Genomic DNA, 19,028 nt, shown 5'->3' with positions numbered 1-19,028 from the left:
ACCGACCCGCTTCGTTCCGACAAACCGCTTTGGTTTACAATAAAGCCTTTCCCACCCGCAGAAAGCCGAGCATGGACGCCTACCCCGAAGCCGAAGCTCCGCTGCAAAGCATCGTCGAGCTGGTTTCCGTATTGATTGCCGTTACCGACGGCGGCCTGCGGGTGTTGACCGTCGCCCAAGGCACGCTCCTGCCCAACGGCCCGCTTTCCCCCCTGCGCAATTCCCTGCAGGCGGGCGTAAAGCTGTGGGTCGCCAAGCAGACTTCGCAGCCTATGGGCTATGTGGAACAGCTTTACACCTTTGTCGATACCCACCGCCGCAACGAACACGGCATGCCCGTGCTGTACGTCAGCTATTTGGGGCTGGTGCGCGAGGCAGCCGATAGCATCCTGCATCCCGACGCGAAATGGCAGGACTGCTACGGCTATTTCCCATGGGAAGACTTGCGCACCGACGGCGGGCAGCGCGACGCCGTCGTCAGCCGCCTGCGCATTTGGGCAAACTCGGCGGACACGGAGGAAGTCCGCCAAAAGCGGCTCAAGCATATTCATTTGTGTTGGGGGGTCGAACCGGAAAACTGGTCGGAAGAATACGTTTTGCAACGCTATGAAATGTTGTATGAAAGCGGTCTGATAGCGGAGGCCGCCGAGCCGCAGGCAAACTTCGACTTCGCGCTCACGGGGCAGACCATGCGCCACGACCACCGCCGCGTGTTGGCGACCGCCCTGTCCCGCCTGCGCGCCAAAATCAAATACCGTCCCGTGATTTTCGAACTGATGCCGCCCGAATTCACGCTGCTGCAACTGCAAAACAGCGTCGAAGCCATCAGCGGCAGATTGCTGCACAAGCAAAACTTCCGCCGCCAGATTCAGCAGCAAAACCTTATCGAGCCGTCGGATACCGGCGTATCGGGCAGCAAAGGCCGTCCCGCGCAGCTTTACCGCTTCCGCGACAACGTCCTGTCCGACAGGCTGATTTCGGACATCGGACTGCCGCTGGGCAGCCGTTAGCCCGTTTTCAGACGGCATCAAATGAAGTTTTGCCCCATCGGTGCAACATCAATCTTTTTTAACAAAGGAAACCCCATGCCGTCTGAAAACCCCCTCTTTGCCCTGCCCGACACCTTGTTGCGCCCCATGGTGGAACAAGCCTTGAGCGAAGACTTGGGCAGGCGCGGCGACATTACGTCCGCCGCCGTCATCGCGCCCGACAAAACCGCCAAACTTTTCCTCGTCAGCCGCGAAGACGGTGTTATCGCCGGTATGGACTTGGCGCGCCTCGCCTTTCAGACGATGGATCCGTGCGTCCGCTTCCAAGCCGAAATCCAAGACGGGCAAGCCGTCCGCGCAGGTCAGACACTGGCTGCCGTCGAAGGCAACGCCCGCGCGCTGCTCGCCGCCGAACGCACCGCGCTCAACTACCTCACGCACTTGAGCGGCATCGCCACCGCCACCGCTCGTGCCGTTGCCGAGGTCGCCGAATACGGTACAGACATCGTGTGCAGCCGCAAAACCATCCCCCTGCTGCGCGTCCTGCAAAAATACGCCGTCAGGGCGGGCGGCGGCGCGAACCACCGCATGGGTTTGGACGACGCCGTGCTCATCAAAGACAACCACCTCGCCTATTGCGGCAGCATCGCCCAAGCCGTTCGGCAGGCAAAACAGGCGGTCGGACCGTTGACCTGCGTGGAAATCGAAGTGGACACGTTGGCACAACTGGACGAAGCCATCGCAGCGGGCGCGGAACGGATTTTGCTGGACAACATGGACGACGAAACCCTGAAAGAAGCGGCAAACCGCTGCCACACACAAACCGCCCACCCCCACACCGTCTATTGCGAAGCATCGGGCGGCATCGGCTTCGACCGCCTGAAGCGCGTGGCGCAAACCGGCGTGGACGGCATCGCCCTCGGCTATCTGACCCACAGCAGCCGATCGTTGGACATAGGTTTGGATTTCGTGGCGTGAGTTTCAGGGTGCGGGCGGCTGTCTGATATGTCAGGTAAGGAACCGCTTAACCGTAATCCGGTTATTGCCTCAGGGAGGGAATGCCGTCTGAAATATTCTTCAGACGGCATTTTTCGTGAAGGTCGTGATGCTTTAGAAAAAACAGCATTTCAGGCAGGTATAGTGGATTAACAAAAACCGGTACGGCGTTGCCCCGCCCCGGCTCAAAGAGAACGATTCTCTAAGGTGCTGAAGCATCAAGTGAACCGGTTCCGTACTATTTATACTGTCTGCGGCTTCGTCGCCTTGTCCTGATTTTTGTTAATCCACTATATTTTGTTTGCCCGAAGGCGCGGAGGCATCGGCAGGGCAAGGCGTGCGGCGGTTGTAAGGCATCTTTTGAACAATGCGGATGATTCCGGCCGGCGGCAGGACAGGGGGAAAGGACGGGGGCGGCAGTTTTATGCCGTCTGAAAGCCTGTCTTTACGCTTGTTTGCAAAAATAGTGGGAAAAGGAACATACAATCCTGTACAATGAGAAATAAACAATTGATTTATAATACAATTTATAAAGATAATCAAAATCATCCATATCTGCCGCCCGTCAATCCGCTTGGCGGGCGGAAAAGGTTTTAGGAATACCGATGAACACAATACCGCTCCACACCATACTCAAACTTATGGCGCATCCCGAACGTATGGCGATACTGATCCAACTGTTGGACAGCGAACGCAATATCGTCGAACTGGCAAAATCCTTATCCCTGTCGGCTACCGCGGTTTCCTGTCATTTGAACCGCCTGAGGGCGGGCGGTCTGGTGGACTTTACGCGTTACCACCGCATTATCGAATACCGCCTGGTTTCCGAAGACGCGGCAACGATTCTGCGGACAATCCGCGATTTGGAAAACAAACGCGCGGCATAGTGTTAGAATCCTTTTCTTTTGCCGTCTGAACGTTTCAGACGGCATTTTTCGGAAATGTTATGAAAATCACCACTTGGAACGTCAATTCGCTCAATGTGCGGCTGCCGCAGGTGCAAAACCTGCTTGCCGACAATCCGCCCGATATTTTGGTTTTGCAGGAACTCAAACTCGATCAGGACAAATTTCCGGCCGCCGCCTTGCAGATGATGGGCTGGCACTGTGTTTGGAGCGGGCAGAAAACCTACAACGGCGTGGCGATCATCAGCCGCAGCGTGCCGCAGGACGTGCATTTCGGTTTGCCTTCCCTGCCGGATGACCCGCAACGCCGCGTGATTGCGGCGACCGTAGGCGGCGTGCGCGTCATCAATGTCTATTGCGTCAACGGCGAGGCTTTGGACAGCCCCAAATTCAAATATAAGGAACAGTGGTTTGCCGCACTGACGGAGTTTGTCCGCGACGAAATGACCCGCCACGGCAAACTGGTACTGCTGGGCGATTTCAATATTGCGCCTGCCGATGCGGACTGTTACGACCCTGAAAAATGGTATGAAAAAATCCACTGTTCGTCCGTCGAACGGCAGTGGTTTCAAAATCTGCTGGATTTGGGATTGACCGACAGCCTGCGCCAAGTCCACCCCGAAGGCGCGTTCTATACCTGGTTCGACTATCGCGGCGCGATGTTCCAACGCAAACTGGGCCTGCGTATCGACCATATATTGGTTACATCCGAAATGGCGGCCGTTTTGAAGGATGTCCGCATCGATTTGGAGACGCGCGCGCTGGAGCGTCCGAGCGACCACGCGCCCGTGGCGGCAGAATTTGATTTGTAATTCGGGAAAGGCAAATGCCGTCTGAAACTTCGCAGGGTTTCAGACGGCATTTTGATTGAATATCTGTTTAAACGATGAGGTTACAGGGGTATCGCGGTATGGCGGTAACGTCTGCAAGGTTGGGCCCACTTGCACGCCACCGGCTGCAATCTGCGGTTTCCCGGCAAACGGCGAGACGTTATCCATAGCATTACAGTCGGGGTACGGCTGTGCTTGCGAATACGGAAATGCCGTCTGAAAAACATTCAGACGGCATTGGCGTTGCAGGGCGCGTTACATGTGCCGTGCGGCGTTGACGGCGCGTTGGTCGGGGTTGATGAGGATTTCGACGCGGCGGTTTTGCGCGCGGCCTTCAACCGTAGCGTTGGACGCGACCGGCATATGCGAACCGTAGCCGTAAACCGTCAGGCGCGAAGCCGCCACGCCGCGCGTCTGCAGATAGTAGGCAACCGCTTGGGCGCGGTGTTGCGAAAGCGGATTGTTGACTGCATCGGAACCTGTGTTGTCGGTGTGCCCGTTGATGGTCAGCGTCGTGTCGGGATACTGCACCAGCGTCTGTGCGGCAGTGTTCAGGGCGTATTGCGCACTGCCGCCCAACGCCGCGCTGCCGGTGGCGAAGGTAACGCTTTCGGGCATCACCAGCCTGATTTGGTTGCCTTGGCGTTGGATTTCGATTTGCGTGCCGGCAAGGTTTTGGCGCAAACGCTGCTCTTGGTAGTCCATATAGCCGCCCACGCCTGCGCCGATTGCGCCGCAGGCAAGCGCGGAATTGCGTGCGCCTTTGCCGCTGTGGGTCAGTGCGCCGACGATGCCGCACACTGCCGCGCCACCCAAACCGTACATGGCGGATTTGTTTGGGGACTGCTGTCCGGTTACGGGGTCGGCAACGCAGCCGGAAAGCGCGAGTGCGGATGCGGTCAGCACGACGGTAAAGGGTTTGAAGAAAGTCATGGCGTTTCCTTCCGTGCATATGTCAAACCGTACAACTATAAGCAATCATGCCGTCTGAAAAAGTGCAATTAACCTGAAATTACCCGATTTTTCCCGAAACAACGCGGGTTTATCGTGATTTGCGCCGAAACCGCAGCCACATCCGCAAAAAAACGTACCTTCACATCGTAGCCGACCGAGCCTGCACCCGGTATCGGCAATACTGCCGAAACGGGCAGGGAGAAATGGTGTCCGATTTTATGGCAGCCCCACGCGCCGACGATGCCGCCGAGCAGCCATATTTTCGGTTTGTCGACGTGTACGTGCGGCAGGCGCGGATGGTGGGTTTAGGAATATAGTGGATTAACAAAAATCAGGACAAGGCGGCGAAGCCGCAGACAGTACAGATAGTACGGAACCGATTCACTTGGTGCTTCAGCACCTTAGAGAATCGTTCTCTTTGAGCTAAGGCGGGCCAACGCCGTACTGGTTTTTGTTAATCCACTATAGTACGGCACGCGCGGGATTTCGATGCCCAAGTCGGCTGCCGTGCCGGGCCATGTGCGTCGAACGGATTGCACCGCCCGGCAGAAGCGTCATCCCCGTGTTGTGCATACCTATGATGAAACAGAGCAGAAACAGTGCGAGCGAAGGGAAAACCGCCCCGCTGCCGCCGATGTCCCATTGCAGCGCGGGAATGGCGGGTTTTAGGATTACGGTGTATCGGGACGGTTCGGGTATTCTTGACAGGATGGGTTCTCAAGATGTTGCGTAGTGTCGGGCTCGCAAGGGGGTGCATAGAGAGGGTTGCAGGGCGGGCTTCAGCCCGCCGCATCAAGGTTTTTGGGGAATAGGCGTGATTCGGCGGAATTGATGGATTTGACGGAATCGGCGGCAATGGCGGGATCGGTAATATTGAAGGGATTGGTGGAGGCCGGCGGCAACGGCGGGGGCGGAAAAGACGCGCCAGCCGCCGAAATCGTAGCCGAGGGCGAGTCGGGGGTGGACGGAGCGGGTGCGGATGTTTTTGAAATAATCGCTTACCGTGCTTATTTTGCCTTGGTTTGCACCGGTTGCTTCGGGATAATCGCGGGTGATGTGCTCGTAGGCGTAAGCCAGATCCGCCTGCACATACGGGCCGCGCCCATGGTCTTCACCCGCCGCCTGCCAAGCATCAGGGCGAGCAGGAGGGGTTTGTATTGCATGGTTCGGCTTTCGGAAAAAATCGGATAATGCTGAAGGCCGCGCGAAAGCGGCCGGATGTTCGGATTATACTGTCAGTTATGCCGTCTGAAAATGCCGTTTGCCCGATCTTGCGCCTTAAAAATGCCGTCTGAAGGTTCAGACGGCATCGGTATCGGGGAATCAGAAGCGGTAGCGCATGCCCAATGAGGCTTCGTGGGTTTTGAAGCGGGTGTTTTCCAGGCGTCCCCAGTTGTGGTAGCGGTACCCGGCGTCCAGGGTCAGCTTGGGCGTGATGTCGAAACCGACACCGGCGATGACACCGAGACCTACGCGGCGGATGCTGTCGCTTTGGTGATGGGCGTTTTGCGTCTGTGGACTAATATTATCATAAGTTGTAGATTTTATGTTCTTACCATGGGGGACGGTAAGAAACTCTGTTGCTTTTTTGGTCGAATCGATGCTGTGTCTGACGTGTCCGTAGGCGACGCGCGCACCGATATAGGGTTTGAATTTATCGTTGAGTTTGAAATCGTAAACGGCGGACAAGCCGAGAGAAGAGGCGGCGTGGAACGTACCGTTTTCCTGATTTTCCGTCTTCCGGTCTATCCTGATGCCATTCTCTTTACGTATCCGCACATTTTCTATGTTGACGGAATATTTATTGTTGTTCCACTTTCTGTAACGGGCATAATCTGCCGCTATCCTCCAGCCGCCGAAATCGTAGCCGACCGACACCCTGGGGTGGATGGAATGCGTACGGATGTTTCTGAAATAATCGCTTACCGTGCTTATTTTGTTTTTGCCTGTACCGGTTGGTTTCGGATAATCGTGGGTAATGCGTTCGGCGGCGTAGGCTAAATCCGCCTGCACATACGGGCCGCGGCCATTGCCTTCACTTGCCGCCTGCGCTGCGGAAGAGAAGAGAAGAGAAGAGAAGAGAAGGTTTTTTGCGGGCTGGATTCATTTTTCGACTCCGAAATTTAATGTTAACTGACTAAAAAGAACGATTTTCACTGATGTTGAAAGGCGGATTATATCAGGTTTGGAGCGATGTGCCAACACATATAGTGAATTGAATTTAAACCAGTACAGCGTTGGCCCGCCTTGCCGTACTATTTGTACTGTCTGCGGCCCGCCGCCTTGTCCTGATTTTTGTTAATCCACTATAAAATGCCGCCTGAAAGGTTTTCAGACGGCATTTGTTCACGGGCCGCGCCCGGGCGGTTTGGCAAAATCAGTCGGCAACCGCCATCAGGCCGGCGTTGCCGCCGGCGGCTGTGGTGTTGATGCTGCAAGAAATTTCTTCAAACACTTGCAGGATGTCGAGTCCGTTTTCCGAAGGGAGGACGCGGATGAGTGCGCCGTCATGGGCGGCAAGTTCCTGTTTGCGTGCGCTGTCTAAAGGCGACAGGGCGGCAACGTGGCTGATACCGGCGGTTTCGGGTTTGCCGTTGACCAGCAGCAGACCTTCCAAGTCGGCGGTGTAGGAAGCCAGCGGGCTGTCGGGTTCGACCACTGCCTGTACGCCGGAGGCGGCAAGTCCGGTCAGTGCGGCAAAGGCTTGAACCGTGCTGCCGCCGTGTATCCAAACGCGTTTTGGCGCGTGCCATGAGATGCTGTTGCGCTCGCCGGTCGGGCCGGTAAGGACGGTTTCGGCACGGCGCAGGGTGCGGATGCGGGCGTGTCCCAAAGCGGCCGCTGCGGCTTTTTTCTCTTCGGCGTTGAACGGCAGTTTGTGAATCAGGGCTTCGAGGCGTTTGAGCGCGGCTTCGTCTGCCTGTCCGATTTGGCTCAGGGTCGGGGCAACCCATTCGGGGATGCGGGTCAGTTTTTGCAGGTAGAACGAACCTCCTGCTTTGGGTCCTGTGCCGGACAGACCGTGTCCGCCGAAGGGCTGTACGCCGACGACTGCACCGACGATGTTGCGGTTGACGTAAACGTTGCCGGCTTCGATGCGGCTGCGGATGTGGCGTACCGTGCCTTCGATGCGGCTGTGTACGCCGTGGGTCAGGGCGTAGCCTTTGCTGTTGATTTGGTCGATGACGCTGTCGAGTTCGTCGGCGCGGTAGCGGACGACGTGCAGGACGGGGCCGAAGACTTCGCGTTGCAGTTCGTTGAGGTTGTTCAATTCAAACAGGATGGGGCGAACGAACGTGGATTTTTCGGAATCGACATCGGCGGCGGCTTTGACTTCGTGGTAAGACTTGGCAACGCCTTTCATTTTGTTGATGTGGTTCAACAGGTTTTGCTGCGCTTCGGCATCGATGACGGGACCGACATCGGTAGTGAGCTGAATCGGTTTGCCGACGACGAGTTCGTCCATCGCGCCTTTGATCATGTCGAGCATACGGTCGGCAACGTCTTCTTGGACGCATAAGATACGCAGGGCGGAGCAGCGTTGTCCCGCGCTGTCGAAGGCGGAGTTCAATACGTCGGCGCAGACTTGTTCGGCAAGTGCGGTGGAATCGACAATCATGGCGTTTTGTCCGCCGGTTTCGGCAATCAGGACGGGATTGTCGCCGCGTTTGGCAAGGGCTTTGTTGATCAGGCGCGCCACTTCGGTCGAGCCTGTGAAAATCACGCCGCCGATGCTGGCATCGTTGGTCAATGCCGCACCCGTGTCGCCTGCGCCGAGGATGAGTTGCAGGGCGGAAGTCGGGATGCCGGCTTCGTGCATGAGGGAAACGGCATAACCGGCAATCAGGCTGGTTTGTTCGGCAGGTTTGGCGATGACGGTGTTGCCTGCCGCCAGGGCGGACACGACTTCGCCGGTAAAGATGGCGAGCGGGAAGTTCCACGGGCTGATGGCGACAATCGCGCCGACGGCTTTTGCGTCTTGAGGCAGGGTGTGTTCGGCTTCGTTTGCGTAGTAGCGGCAGAAATCGACGGCTTCGCGCACTTCGGCAATGGCGTTGTTCAGCGTTTTGCCCGCTTCGCGCACGGCAAGCATCATCAGCGCGGGGGTGTGCTGTTCGAGCAGGTCGGCGAAACGGCGCAGGCAGGCGGCGCGTTCGGCGGCAGGTGTCGCACTCCATTCGGGGAACGCGGCAACGGCTGCACCAACCGCTTCTTGGGCAAGCGCGGCATCGGCAAAGCTGACCGTACCGACAACATCGCCGTGGTCGGCAGGGTTTTTAATCGGTTGCGCTTCGCCGACATCGCGGGCTTTGCCGTTGACGATGGATGCGGCGTGGAAGTCTTGTGCGGCGGCTTTGTTCATCTGTTCTTGAAGCTGCTGCAATACGTTTTCGTTGCTCAAGTCCACGCCTTGCGAGTTCAGACGGCATTTGCCGTACAAATCGCGCGGCAGCGGCAGGGCGTTGTGCAGGTGGATGCCTTGTTCGGCGATGGTGTCGAACGGGCTCTTAATCAGGCGGTCGATGCTGATGTTTTCATCAACGATTTGGTTGACGAAAGACGAGTTCGCGCCGTTTTCCAACAGGCGGCGCACCAAGTAGGCGAGCAGGGTTTCGTGTGTGCCGACCGGGGCGTACACGCGCACGCGGCGGCCTAAGTTTTGCGGACCGACGACTTGGTCGTACAAAGTTTCGCCCATACCGTGCAGGCATTGGTGTTCAAAATCTTTGCCTTTGCCCATTTGGTAGATTGCGCCCAAGGTGTAGGCGTTGTGGGTGGCGAATTGCGGGAATACCGCGTCTTGCGCGGAAAGCAGTTTGCGCGCGCAGGCGAGGTAGGAGATGTCGGTATGCACTTTGCGGGTGTAGGTCGGATAGCCGTTCAAGCCGTCCACTTGCGCCCATTTGATTTCGCTGTCCCAATACGCGCCTTTGACGAGGCGGATCATCAGTTTTTGGTTGTTGCGGCGGGCCAGGTCAATCAGATAGTCGATGACGAACGGGCAGCGTTTTTGGTAGGCTTGAACAACGAAACCGATGCCTTTGTAGCCGGCCAAATCGGGGTCGGAAACGAGTGCCTCCATCAAATCCAAAGACAGCTCCAGACGGTTGGCTTCTTCGGCATCGATGTTGATACCGATATCGTATTTTTTACCCAAAAGGAACAATTCTTTCAGGCGAGGCAACAGTTCGCCCATCACGCGGCCGTGTTGGGCGCGCGAGTAGCGCGGATGGATGGCGGAGAGTTTGACGGAAATGCCGTTGCCTTCGTAAACGCCTTGTCCTGCCGCATCTTTGCCGATGGCGTGGATGGCTTCGACATAGTCGCGGTAGTAGCGGTCGGCATCGGCTTGGGTGTAGGCGGCTTCGCCCAACATATCGAAGGAGAAGCGGTAGCCCATTTTTTCGCGTTCTTTGCCGTTTTGCAGGGCTTCTTCAATGGTCTGTCCGGTGACGAACTGTTTGCCCAGAAGCCGCATGGCGTAATTTACGCCTTGGCGGATGAGCGGTGCGCCGCCTTTGCCGATCAGGCGGCCGAGTGCGGAACTCATTTGTTTGTCGTTTGTGGCGGTCAGCTTGCCGGTAATCAGCAGACCCCAGGCGGCAGCATTGACGAAGAGGGAAGGGCTGTTGTTCAAATGGCTTTTCCAGTTGCCGTCTGAAATCTTGTCGGCAATCAGGCGGTCGCGCGTGGCGTTGTCGGGGATACGCAGCAGGGCTTCTGCCAGACACATCAGCGCGATGCCTTCTTCGCTGGAGAGTGAAAACTCGTGCATCAGCGCATCCACGCCGCCGGCTTTGGTGCGGCCGGCGCGGACTTGGGTAACCAAACGGCGGGCAAGCTCGGAGGCGGCGTTGCGCTCTTCGTCACTCATCTGTGCACGTTGCAACATATCCTGTACGGCTTCGATTTCATTACGGCGGTAGGCATCGGTTATCGCTTGGCGCAGGGCAGTTTGTGCCGGAAATGCAAAATGAAACATTTTTTGGATCCTCCAAAGTTTTTTCGGGGGGTTCAGACGGCATCGGTGCGGCCTGAATACGGTAATATCGTAATAAATCCGCAGATGAAATACAAGGCTTCAAATGCGGGCAGAATCGGTGCTTCCGTTTCTTTGAAAATGAAACGGGTAAAACACAAATAAGGCCTGTATGCAGGCAAGGTTTATTTGTGTTTGGCCCGGAAGCGGGTTCAGACGGCACGAACCGGGATGCCGTGCCGTCTGAAAGGGGTTTATCGGGCGGCGCGGTAATCTGCGTCGGCTTTTTCAAAGCGTTCTTGGATTTCGCGCGAAGGTTCTTTGTTGAACAGGGAAACCAACACGGCAACGATCAAGCAAACAATAAAGCCCGGGACGATTTCGTACATCGTCAACAAGCCGCTTTCGCCTGCCGCTCGAGCCGGTTTTTTTACCCATTCCGCCCACACAACAACGGTTGACGCACCTGCAACCATGCCTGACAACGCGCCGTAGGCAGTGATGCGTTTCCACAATACGGACAGAATCACAATCGGGCCGAATGCCGCACCGAAACCTGCCCACGCGTAAGACACCAGTCCCAATACTTTGCTGTTCGGATCGGAAGCAATCAGGATGGAAATCACGGCAATCGCCAATACCATCAGGCGGCCGACCCATACCAATTCCGACTGTTGCGCGTTTTTACGCAAAAAACCTTTGTAGAAGTCTTCGGTAATCGCGCTGGAGCAAACCAAAAGCTGGCAGGACAGGGTGGACATCACCGCCGCCAAAATCGCGCTCAAAATGATGCCGGCGATCCAAGGGTTGAACAGCAGGGTGGAAAGCGCGATGAAGATGCGTTCGTGGTTGCCGCTCATAGAAGAAACTTTGTCGGGGTTTGCACCGAAATACGCAATGCCGAAATAACCGACCGCTACCGCGCCCGCAAGGCACAACGCCATCCAAGTCATGCCGATGCGGCGTGCGGATACCAGCGATTTCGCGCTTTCGGCGGCCATAAAGCGCGCCAAAATGTGCGGCTGTCCGAAATAGCCCAAGCCCCAGGCGGCGGTGGAAATGATGCCGATGACGGTCGTACCGGCAAACAGGCTGCCGTATTCTTTGCCCGTGCCTGCGGCGACGCTTTGAATTGCGGCAGACATCTGTTCCGCGCCGCCCAAGCCCAGATAGACCATCACCGGCGTTAAAATCAGGGCGAAAATCATCAAAGAAGCCTGCAGCGTATCCGTCCAGCTGACCGCCAAGAAGCCGCCCAAGAAGGTATAGGCGATGGTCGCGCCCGCGCCCAGCCACATTGCCTGATTGTAAGTCATACCTTCAAACAGGCTTTGGAACAGGGTTGCGCCCGCCACAATGCCCGAGGCGCAATAAATCGTGAAGAAAAACAGGATAATCAGTGCGGAAACCACTTTCATCAAGTGTCCGCCCGCGCCGAAGCGGTGGAAGAAATAATCCGGCAGCGTCAGCGCATTGTTGGCATATTCGGTATGCACGCGCAGGCGGCCCGCCACCAAGAGCCAGTTGAAATACGCGCCGACCAAGAGGCCGATGGCAATCCAAGCCTCATTCAAACCGCTCAAATAAATCGCGCCCGGCAGACCCATCAAAAGCCAGCCGGACATATCGGACGCGCCTGCCGACATCGCCGTAACAAACGGGCCCAGGCTGCGCCCGCCCAAAATATAATCATCGAAATTGCGCGTGGAAAAATAAGCGGCAAGCCCGATGAGAAGGACTGCAACCAAATAGATTGCAAAAGTGATGTACATGGGATTCATGTGCTATTCCTCGTCTAAAACTTCAGAATTACAGGCTTTGAAATTGCAAGCAACTTGCGCCTGAAATGTTTTTCTAATGAAAGTACAACGGAAAATCCGGATACCCGAAAGGGGATTCGGATAAATTATCTTCAATTACAATAAGATATGTAATGAAACTATATGAAATTGTAAATAATCCGTTTCAGCATAACCCAATTTCTGTTGTTTGCAAAGCACTTAATGGCTTAAAAAGCCGAGTTTGAAACGATGCGCATCGGAAAAATCATTTAAAACAGCATATTGTTTTGTAGTGTCTTGTAATGTAATCGGGCGTTGCGCGGAATATGAAATCCGTTTTCAGGCGGCAGGTGTCTCGAAGTGTAATTTTAGCAACCGCAAAGGGGGCGCGGTATGTTTTGACGATTATCCGCCGCCCGTTTTCAGACGGCATTTTTCCTTATACAATAGCCGCTTGAATTTGATATGTTCAGGAAGGATGCAGATTATGTTCGGCAAGCAGCTTTTTGAAGAAGTCGGCTCGAAAATCAGCGAAACCATCGCCAACAGCCCTGCCAAAGATGTGGAAAAAAATATTAAGGCGATGCTGGGCGGCGCGTTCAACCGTATGGATTTGGTTACGCGCGAAGAATTCGACATCCAGCAGCAGGTTTTGATTAAAACCCGTACCAAACTGGCGGCTTTGGAAGCACGTCTGGCGAAACTCGAAGCCGCGCAAAATCCCGAACGGGCAGCATTGGAAGCGGCTGAAGCCGCTGCCGAAGAAGCCGTCGCCGAAATCAGGCAGCAAACCGAAGCCGGCGAATAAGGCCGTCTGAAATATGTCGCTTGCCTTGGTTTACAGCCGCGCCTTGAGCGGTATGAATGCGCCGTTGGTCGAAGTGGAAGCCCACCTTGCCAACGGCCTGCCGCATTTCAACATCGTCGGACTGCCCGATACGGAAGTAAAGGAAAGCCGCGACCGCGTCCGTGCCGCCATTATTCAAAGCGGTTTTGAATTCCCCGCCAAAAAAATCACCGTCAACCTCGCCCCTGCCGACCTGCCCAAAGAGTCGGGGCGTTTCGATTTGCCGATAGCAATCGGCATCCTTGCCGCATCGGGGCAGGTTGCACCCGAAAAGCTGGCGGAATACGAGTTTGCGGGGGAATTGGCACTGTCGGGGTTGTTGCGCCCCGTGCGCGGCGCGTTGGCGATGGCGTGGCAGGGTATGCAGGCAAAACGTGCATTTGTTTTGCCTGAAGAAAACGCAGGACAAGCCGCCGTGATGCGCGGCATTACCGTTTACGGCGCGCGCTCTTTGGGCGAAGTCGCCGCTCATTTGAACGGTATCGAACCTTTGGCGCAAACCGAATGTTCCGTACCGCAAATGCCGTCTGAACATGGCGGACAACCTGATTTGTGTGATGTGAAAGGTCAGCACACTGCCCGCCTTGCTTTGGAAATCGCCGCCGCAGGCGGACACAGCCTCTTGATGATGGGCCCGCCGGGAACAGGCAAGTCTATGCTCTCCCAACGGCTGCCCGGCATCCTGCCGCCGCTGGCCGAAGACGAATTGGTAGAAGTTTGGGCATTGCGTTCGCTCCTGCCCAACCACCAACAACAACTCGACAGCAACCGTCCTTTCCGCAGTCCGCATCACAGCGCCAGCGCGGCGGCTATGGTCGGCGGCGGTTCGGATCCGCGTCCGGGCGAGATTTCATTGGCGCATCACGGCGTTTTATTTTTGGACGAATTGCCCGAGTTCGACCGCAAAGTTTTGGAGGTTTTGCGCGAACCGTTGGAAAACGGCGAAATCCACATTTCCCGCGCGGCGCGCCAAGCCGTCTATCCCGCCAAATTCCAGCTTGTCGCTGCCATGAACCCGTGTCCGTGCGGTTATCTCGGGCATCCCGTCAAACCCTGCCGCTGCACGCCCGAAAGTGTCGCGCGTTACCGAAGCAAAATTTCCGGTCCGCTGCTCGACCGCATCGATTTGACCATCGAAGTCCCCAGCCTGTCCGCCGCCGAACTGATGCAGCAGGAAGCGGGCGAAAGCAGTGCGTCCGTTTTGGAACGCGTCATCGCCGCCCGCGGCAAACAATACGCACGGCAGGGCAAAGTCAACGCCGCTTTGAGCGTCAGCGAACTCGATTCCCAAGCCCGTATCCAAAAAGAAGCGCAGGAAGCCTTGGGTAGCCTGCTGGAAAAATTGTCTCTTTCCGCCCGCAGCTTCCACCGCATTATGCGCGTGGCGCGTACATTGGCGGATTTGGCGGGCGATGAAGAAGTCGGCAGAAGCCACGTCATGAAAGCCATAGGCTTCCGTCGTGCTTTATAGGAACGGGAATGGAAGCAGGTTTTGCCCAAATATGGCGATATTGTTAGAATATCCGCCCGTAAGCAAACGGCGTTAATGCCGTCTGAAACACATTAAGGTATGTTTATGAACAAATTTTCCCAATCCGGAAAAGGTCTGTCCGGTTTCTTCTTCGGTTTGATACTGGCAACGGTCATTATTGCCGGTATTTTGCTTTATCTGAACCAGGGCGGTCAAAATGCGTTCAAAATCCCGGCTCCGTCGAAGCAGCCTGCAGAAACGGAAATCCTGAAACTGAAAAACCAGCCTAAGGAAGACATCCAACCTGAACCGGCCGATCAAAACGCCTTGTCCGAACCGGATGTTGCGAAAGAGGCAGAGCAGTCGGATGCGGAAAAAGCTGCCGACAAGCAGCCCGTTGCCGACAAAGCCGACGAGGTTGAAGAAAAGGCGGGCGAGCCGGAACGGGAAGAGCCGGACGGACAGGCAGTGCGCAAGAAAGCACTGACGGAAGAGCGTGAACAAACCGTCAGGGAAAAAGCGCAGAAGAAAGATGCCGAAACGGTTAAAAAACAAGCGGTAAAACCGTCTAAAGAAACAGAGAAAAAAGCTTCAAAAGAAGAGAAAAAGGCGGCGAAGGAAAAAGTTGCACCCAAACCGACCCCGGAACAAATCCTCAACAGCGGCAGCATCGAAAAAGCGCGCAGTGCCGCTGCCAAAGAAGTGCAGAAAATGAAAACGTTTGGCAAGGCGGAAGCAACGCATTATCTGCAAATGGGCGCGTATGCCGACCGCCGGAGCGCGGAAGGGCAGCGTGCCAAACTGGCAATCTTGGGCATATCTTCCGAAGTGGTCGGCTATCAGGCGGGACATAAAACGCTTTACCGCGTGCAAAGCGGCAATATGTCTGCCGATGCGGTGAAAAAAATGCAGGACGAGTTGAAAAAGCATGGGGTTGCCAGCCTGATCCGTGCGATTGAAGGCAAATAATTATGAAGTTTAAACATCTGTTGCCGCTGCTGCTGTCGGCAGTGTTGTCCGCGCAGGCATATGCCCTGACGGAAGGGGAAGACTATCTTGTGTTGGATAAACCCATTCCTCAAGAACAGCCGGGAAAAATTGAGGTTTTGGAATTTTTCGGCTATTTTTGCGTACATTGCCATCATTTCGATCCTTTGTTATTGAAACTGGGCAAGGCATTGCCGTCTGATACTTATCTGCGGACGGAGCACGTGGTCTGGCGGCCTGAAATGCTCGGTCTGGCAAGAATGGCTGCTGCGGTCAAGCTGTCGGGTTTGAAATATCAGGCAAACTCTGCTGTGTTTAAAGCAGTTTACGAACAAAAAATCCGTTTGGAAAACAGGGCTGTTGCCGGAAAATGGGCTTTATCTCAAAAAGGTTTTGACGGCAAAAAACTGATGCGCGCCTATGATTCCCCCGAAGCTGCCGCCGTCGCATTAAAAATGCAGAAACTGACGGAACAATACGGTATTGACAGCACGCCGACCGTTATTGTCGGCGGAAAATACCGCGTTATCTTCAATAATGGCTTTGATGGCGGCGTTCATACGATTAAAGAATTGGTTGCCAAAGTCAGGGAAGAACGCAAGCGTCAGACCCCTGCTGTACAGAAATAGCCGAACTCCCGTATCCGAAAGAAGCGCAAGCAATGGATTTTCTGATTGTCCTGAAAGCCCTGATGATGGGCTTGGTAGAAGGTTTTACCGAATTTTTACCGATTTCCAGCACCGGACATTTGATTGTGTTCGGCAATCTGATTGGTTTTCACAGCAATCACAAGGTTTTTGAAATTGCCATCCAGCTCGGTGCGGTTTTGGCGGTAGTGTTTGAATACCGGCAGCGTTTCAGCAATGTGTTGCATGGCGTGGGAAAAGACCGGAAAGCCAACCGTTTCGTCCTCAATCTTGCCATTGCTTTTATACCTGCCGCCGTGATGGGGCTGTTGTTCGACAAACAAATCAAAGAGTATCTGTTTAACCCCTTGAGTGTTGCAGTCATGCTGGTTTTGGGCGGTTTTTTTATTTTGTGGGTGGAGAAACGCCAAAGCCGAGCAGAGCCTAAAATTGCCGATGTTGATGCATTGCGTCCGATTGATGCGTTGATGATCGGTGTTGCCCAAGTGTTTGCACTGGTTCCGGGTACGTCCCGTTCGGGCAGTACGGTTATGGGCGGGATGCTTTGGGGAATCGAGCGGAAAACGGCAACGGAGTTTTCATTTTTCTTGGCCGTTCCGATGATGGTTGCAGCAACGGCTTATGATGTCCTGAAACATTACCGATTTTTCACCCTGCATGATGTCGGTTTGATTTTGATAGGCTTTATTGCCGCTTTTGTTTCCGGTTTGGTAGCGGTTAAAGCACTGCTGAAGTTTGTTTCCAAGAAAAACTATATCCCGTTTGCCTATTACCGCATTGTTTTCGGCATTGTCATCATAATATTGTGGTTGTCGGGCTGGATAAGTTGGGAATGAAACCATAAACCCGACCTGAAGACATTATTCAGGTCGGGTTTGTCTGGCGGGCTGATAAAATCAGGACAGGCGGGGCAATAGGTTTAAAGTCGATTGCCTGTTTTGAAGGCAGTGGTTTATTCTTTATTTTCCGGCAATCAGGCAATAAAAAAGCACATACCTTTTACGGTCTGTGCTTTTTTATCTGGTGGAGGTAAGCGGGATCGAACCGCTGACCTCTTGCATGCCATGCAAGCGCTCTACCAACTGAGCTATACCCCCGAAAATCTGGTAGCGAATCAGGGACTCGAACCCCGGACACAAGGATTATGATTCCTCTGCTCTAACCGACTGAGCTAATTCGCCGTTTCGTGAATTAGCTATTATATGTTTTTTTGTTTTTTTGACAAGCCGTATTTTTTAATTTTGAATTAGTTTCTTGTTTTTAAATGTTAAAAAGTTTATGCCGTCTGAAGCGGATTCAGACGGCACGAGGGTTGGAGTTTGTGGCAGATGTCGCCGAAGCGGAATCCTGCCCAGTCGATGCCGATATTTTTTCCGAATGCGATGACTTTAAACAGTTCGCCCATTTCATGCTGGTCAATCAGTTTTTGAACAGCGGCGGCTTCACGGATATAGGCTGCCGAATCTGTTTTACCCGTCTGTGCCAACAGTTCGGTTATGCCCAGATTCAGCAGAAAATGGGACTGGGGCAGATAGCCTGTCAAATCCAGTCCTGCATCCGTACCGGCTTGGGCAATGTCGGTAAAATTGACGTGGGCGGTCAGATCTGCCAACCCGATGAAGTCGAAAGGATTGTGGATAACGTGGTGTCGGTAGTGTCCGATCAATGTGCCTTGATTGCGTTGCGGGTGGTAATACTGCGCCGCATCAAAACCGTAGTCGATGAATATCATACCCCCGCGTTCAAGCCTTGAGGCAAGGGTGCGGATAAAGGCATATTGTTGCGGGTGCAGTTCGCTGGTATAGGGATAATCTGTTTGAGGAAAATAGAGGGAAGCCGAGGTGGAAAGCGACGGGTCGTGCAAGGGTCTTGCAGAATAGGCGAAACGGCCGTTATCCGTGCAAACGCCGATGTGCTCGAGTAATCCTCCTTCATTTTTACGGACGATTTCGACAGGTATGGCATCGAGTAATTCGTTGCCGATGATGATGCCGTCAAACGCTTCGGGAAGTGCGGTCAAGTGGACAACTTTTTGAGATGCTTCCGGTGCACGGGCTTGAATCAGGTTTTTCTGACGTGCTGCCAGCTCCGGCGATATTTCAATAATATAGTAACAGTTGATGCTGTCTGAAACGCTGCCCAACAAATCGGCGGCAAGCTGTCCGGTTCCCGCGCCGAATTCATAGATATTGCCCGCCGTTTGGGGCAGGAGTTCTTGAAGTTGGCGTGCCAGTGTCTGTGCAAACAGAGGGGTGAGGGTCGGTGCGGTAATAAAATCCCCGGTATTGCCGATTTTATGGCTGCCGCCGGTGTAGTAGCCGTATTGCGGAGCGTATAAAACCAATTCCATAAAACGTGAAAATGGAATCCAATTGCCGTGTTTGCCGATTTCTTCGGCAATGAGGGTTTGCAGATTGAGCGAGGATTGCCGTGCTTCGGGGGAGGGGAGGAGCATGATAAATGTTAGCTTGTGTAAATTTATTGGATTTCCCGACATATTACACGTTGGTACGGGTGCTGTCATGGCTTTATCTTAATACTATATATTGTGTTTATATTATTAAATTAATCATATATAGTTGTTTATTGGTTCGGTCACTCTGTACTGCACCCGCCGTGCCGTTGTCGTCATTTTTTATCT

The 19,028-nt window shown here is 54.5% G+C and carries 16 protein-coding genes, 2 tRNA genes and 2 pseudogenes; 9 read left to right on the top strand and 11 right to left on the bottom strand.

Annotated features, from left to right (window positions below):
• The first annotated feature begins 71 nt into the window (after positions 1–71).
• Entirely contained in the window at positions 72–1,010 is a 939-nt protein-coding gene (locus HT085_RS07675; RefSeq protein WP_003695517.1) for an NUDIX hydrolase, read from the top strand.
• 75 nt (positions 1,011–1,085) lie between these two features.
• The gene (nadC, locus tag HT085_RS07670; RefSeq protein WP_003689485.1) at positions 1,086–1,967 is read left to right on the top strand and encodes a carboxylating nicotinate-nucleotide diphosphorylase; all 882 of its coding nucleotides are present in this window, start codon (positions 1,086–1,088) and stop codon (positions 1,965–1,967) included.
• A 300-nt stretch (positions 1,968–2,267) separates the two neighbouring features.
• On the opposite strand, the gene HT085_RS07665 is transcribed toward nadC, so the two are convergent.
• Positions 2,268–2,534 (bottom strand): hypothetical protein, encoded by a 267-nt coding sequence (locus HT085_RS07665; RefSeq protein WP_010361561.1) that lies wholly within the window; start codon positions 2,532–2,534, stop codon positions 2,268–2,270.
• Between the two features lie 56 nt (positions 2,535–2,590).
• Here HT085_RS07665 and HT085_RS07660 point away from each other — a divergent pair, with 56 nt between their 5' ends.
• Both HT085_RS07660 and xth read left to right on the top strand, forming a co-directional pair.
• Positions 2,591–2,872, top strand: a complete 282-nt coding sequence (locus HT085_RS07660; RefSeq protein WP_003697444.1) for an ArsR/SmtB family transcription factor — start codon at positions 2,591–2,593, stop codon at positions 2,870–2,872.
• Positions 2,873–2,931: 59 nt separating this feature from the next.
• On the top strand, positions 2,932–3,702 hold the full coding sequence (xth, locus tag HT085_RS07655; protein WP_003689477.1) for an exodeoxyribonuclease III: 771 nt from the start codon (positions 2,932–2,934) through the stop codon (positions 3,700–3,702).
• 273 nt (positions 3,703–3,975) lie between these two features.
• On the opposite strand, the gene HT085_RS07650 is transcribed toward xth, so the two are convergent.
• The 7 genes and pseudogenes from HT085_RS07650 to putP form a co-directional block, all read right to left on the bottom strand.
• A complete protein-coding gene (locus HT085_RS07650; RefSeq protein ID WP_003705684.1) occupies positions 3,976–4,653 on the bottom strand; it encodes a YiaD family glycine zipper/OmpA-like lipoprotein in 678 nt (225 codons plus the stop codon).
• A 68-nt stretch (positions 4,654–4,721) separates the two neighbouring features.
• Positions 4,722–4,988 (bottom strand): annotated as a pseudogene (locus tag HT085_RS11875) (YoaK family protein); the annotation flags it as partial.
• 153 nt (positions 4,989–5,141) lie between these two features.
• Positions 5,142–5,319 (bottom strand): annotated as a pseudogene (locus HT085_RS11870) (DUF1275 family protein); the annotation flags it as partial.
• A gap of 147 nt (positions 5,320–5,466) precedes the next feature.
• Positions 5,467–5,763: a hypothetical protein gene (locus HT085_RS07645; protein ID WP_003695979.1), complete on the bottom strand. Its 297-nt coding sequence runs from the start codon at positions 5,761–5,763 to the stop codon at positions 5,467–5,469.
• Between the two features lie 234 nt (positions 5,764–5,997).
• Positions 5,998–6,687, bottom strand: coding sequence for an opacity family porin (locus HT085_RS07640; protein ID WP_048596783.1), 690 nt, complete (start codon positions 6,685–6,687; stop codon positions 5,998–6,000).
• Positions 6,688–7,051: 364 nt separating this feature from the next.
• Positions 7,052–10,657 carry a bifunctional proline dehydrogenase/L-glutamate gamma-semialdehyde dehydrogenase PutA gene (putA, locus tag HT085_RS07630; protein ID WP_010360714.1) on the bottom strand — a complete coding sequence of 1,202 codons (3,606 nt, stop codon included), beginning with the start codon at positions 10,655–10,657 and terminating at the stop codon, positions 7,052–7,054.
• Positions 10,658–10,908: 251 nt separating this feature from the next.
• Complete coding sequence (putP, locus tag HT085_RS07625) at positions 10,909–12,435, bottom strand: sodium/proline symporter PutP (protein WP_003689473.1); 1,527 nt, start codon at positions 12,433–12,435, stop codon at positions 10,909–10,911.
• Between the two features lie 487 nt (positions 12,436–12,922).
• Between putP and HT085_RS07620 the strand changes: the two genes are divergently transcribed.
• From HT085_RS07620 to HT085_RS07600, 5 genes are all read left to right on the top strand, one after another.
• On the top strand, positions 12,923–13,243 hold the full coding sequence (locus HT085_RS07620) for an accessory factor UbiK family protein (protein ID WP_002216505.1): 321 nt from the start codon (positions 12,923–12,925) through the stop codon (positions 13,241–13,243).
• A 13-nt stretch (positions 13,244–13,256) separates the two neighbouring features.
• The gene (locus HT085_RS07615) at positions 13,257–14,753 is read left to right on the top strand and encodes a YifB family Mg chelatase-like AAA ATPase (RefSeq protein WP_004465745.1); all 1,497 of its coding nucleotides are present in this window, start codon (positions 13,257–13,259) and stop codon (positions 14,751–14,753) included.
• A 105-nt stretch (positions 14,754–14,858) separates the two neighbouring features.
• Positions 14,859–15,722: a cell division protein FtsN gene (gene ftsN / locus HT085_RS07610; protein WP_010360712.1), complete on the top strand. Its 864-nt coding sequence runs from the start codon at positions 14,859–14,861 to the stop codon at positions 15,720–15,722.
• A gap of 2 nt (positions 15,723–15,724) precedes the next feature.
• The gene (locus HT085_RS07605; RefSeq protein ID WP_003689466.1) at positions 15,725–16,369 is read left to right on the top strand and encodes a thiol:disulfide interchange protein DsbA/DsbL; all 645 of its coding nucleotides are present in this window, start codon (positions 15,725–15,727) and stop codon (positions 16,367–16,369) included.
• A 32-nt stretch (positions 16,370–16,401) separates the two neighbouring features.
• Positions 16,402–17,223, top strand: a complete 822-nt coding sequence (locus HT085_RS07600; protein ID WP_003689465.1) for an undecaprenyl-diphosphate phosphatase — start codon at positions 16,402–16,404, stop codon at positions 17,221–17,223.
• A 185-nt stretch (positions 17,224–17,408) separates the two neighbouring features.
• Here the strand turns inward: HT085_RS07600 and HT085_RS07595 are convergent.
• The 3 genes from HT085_RS07595 to HT085_RS07585 form a co-directional block, all read right to left on the bottom strand.
• A tRNA-Ala gene (locus HT085_RS07595) sits at positions 17,409–17,484 on the bottom strand.
• A 7-nt stretch (positions 17,485–17,491) separates the two neighbouring features.
• Positions 17,492–17,568: transfer RNA gene (locus HT085_RS07590), tRNA-Met, on the bottom strand.
• 95 nt (positions 17,569–17,663) lie between these two features.
• Positions 17,664–18,911 carry a class I SAM-dependent methyltransferase gene (locus HT085_RS07585; protein WP_010951292.1) on the bottom strand — a complete coding sequence of 416 codons (1,248 nt, stop codon included), beginning with the start codon at positions 18,909–18,911 and terminating at the stop codon, positions 17,664–17,666.
• Positions 18,912–19,028: the final 117 nt, after the last annotated feature.

The sequence above is a fragment of the Neisseria gonorrhoeae genome (assembly GCF_013030075.1).
In the GTDB taxonomy this organism is placed as follows: Bacteria; Pseudomonadota; Gammaproteobacteria; order Burkholderiales; family Neisseriaceae; genus Neisseria; species Neisseria gonorrhoeae.
This window is presented reverse-complemented; position numbering and strand designations above follow the sequence as displayed.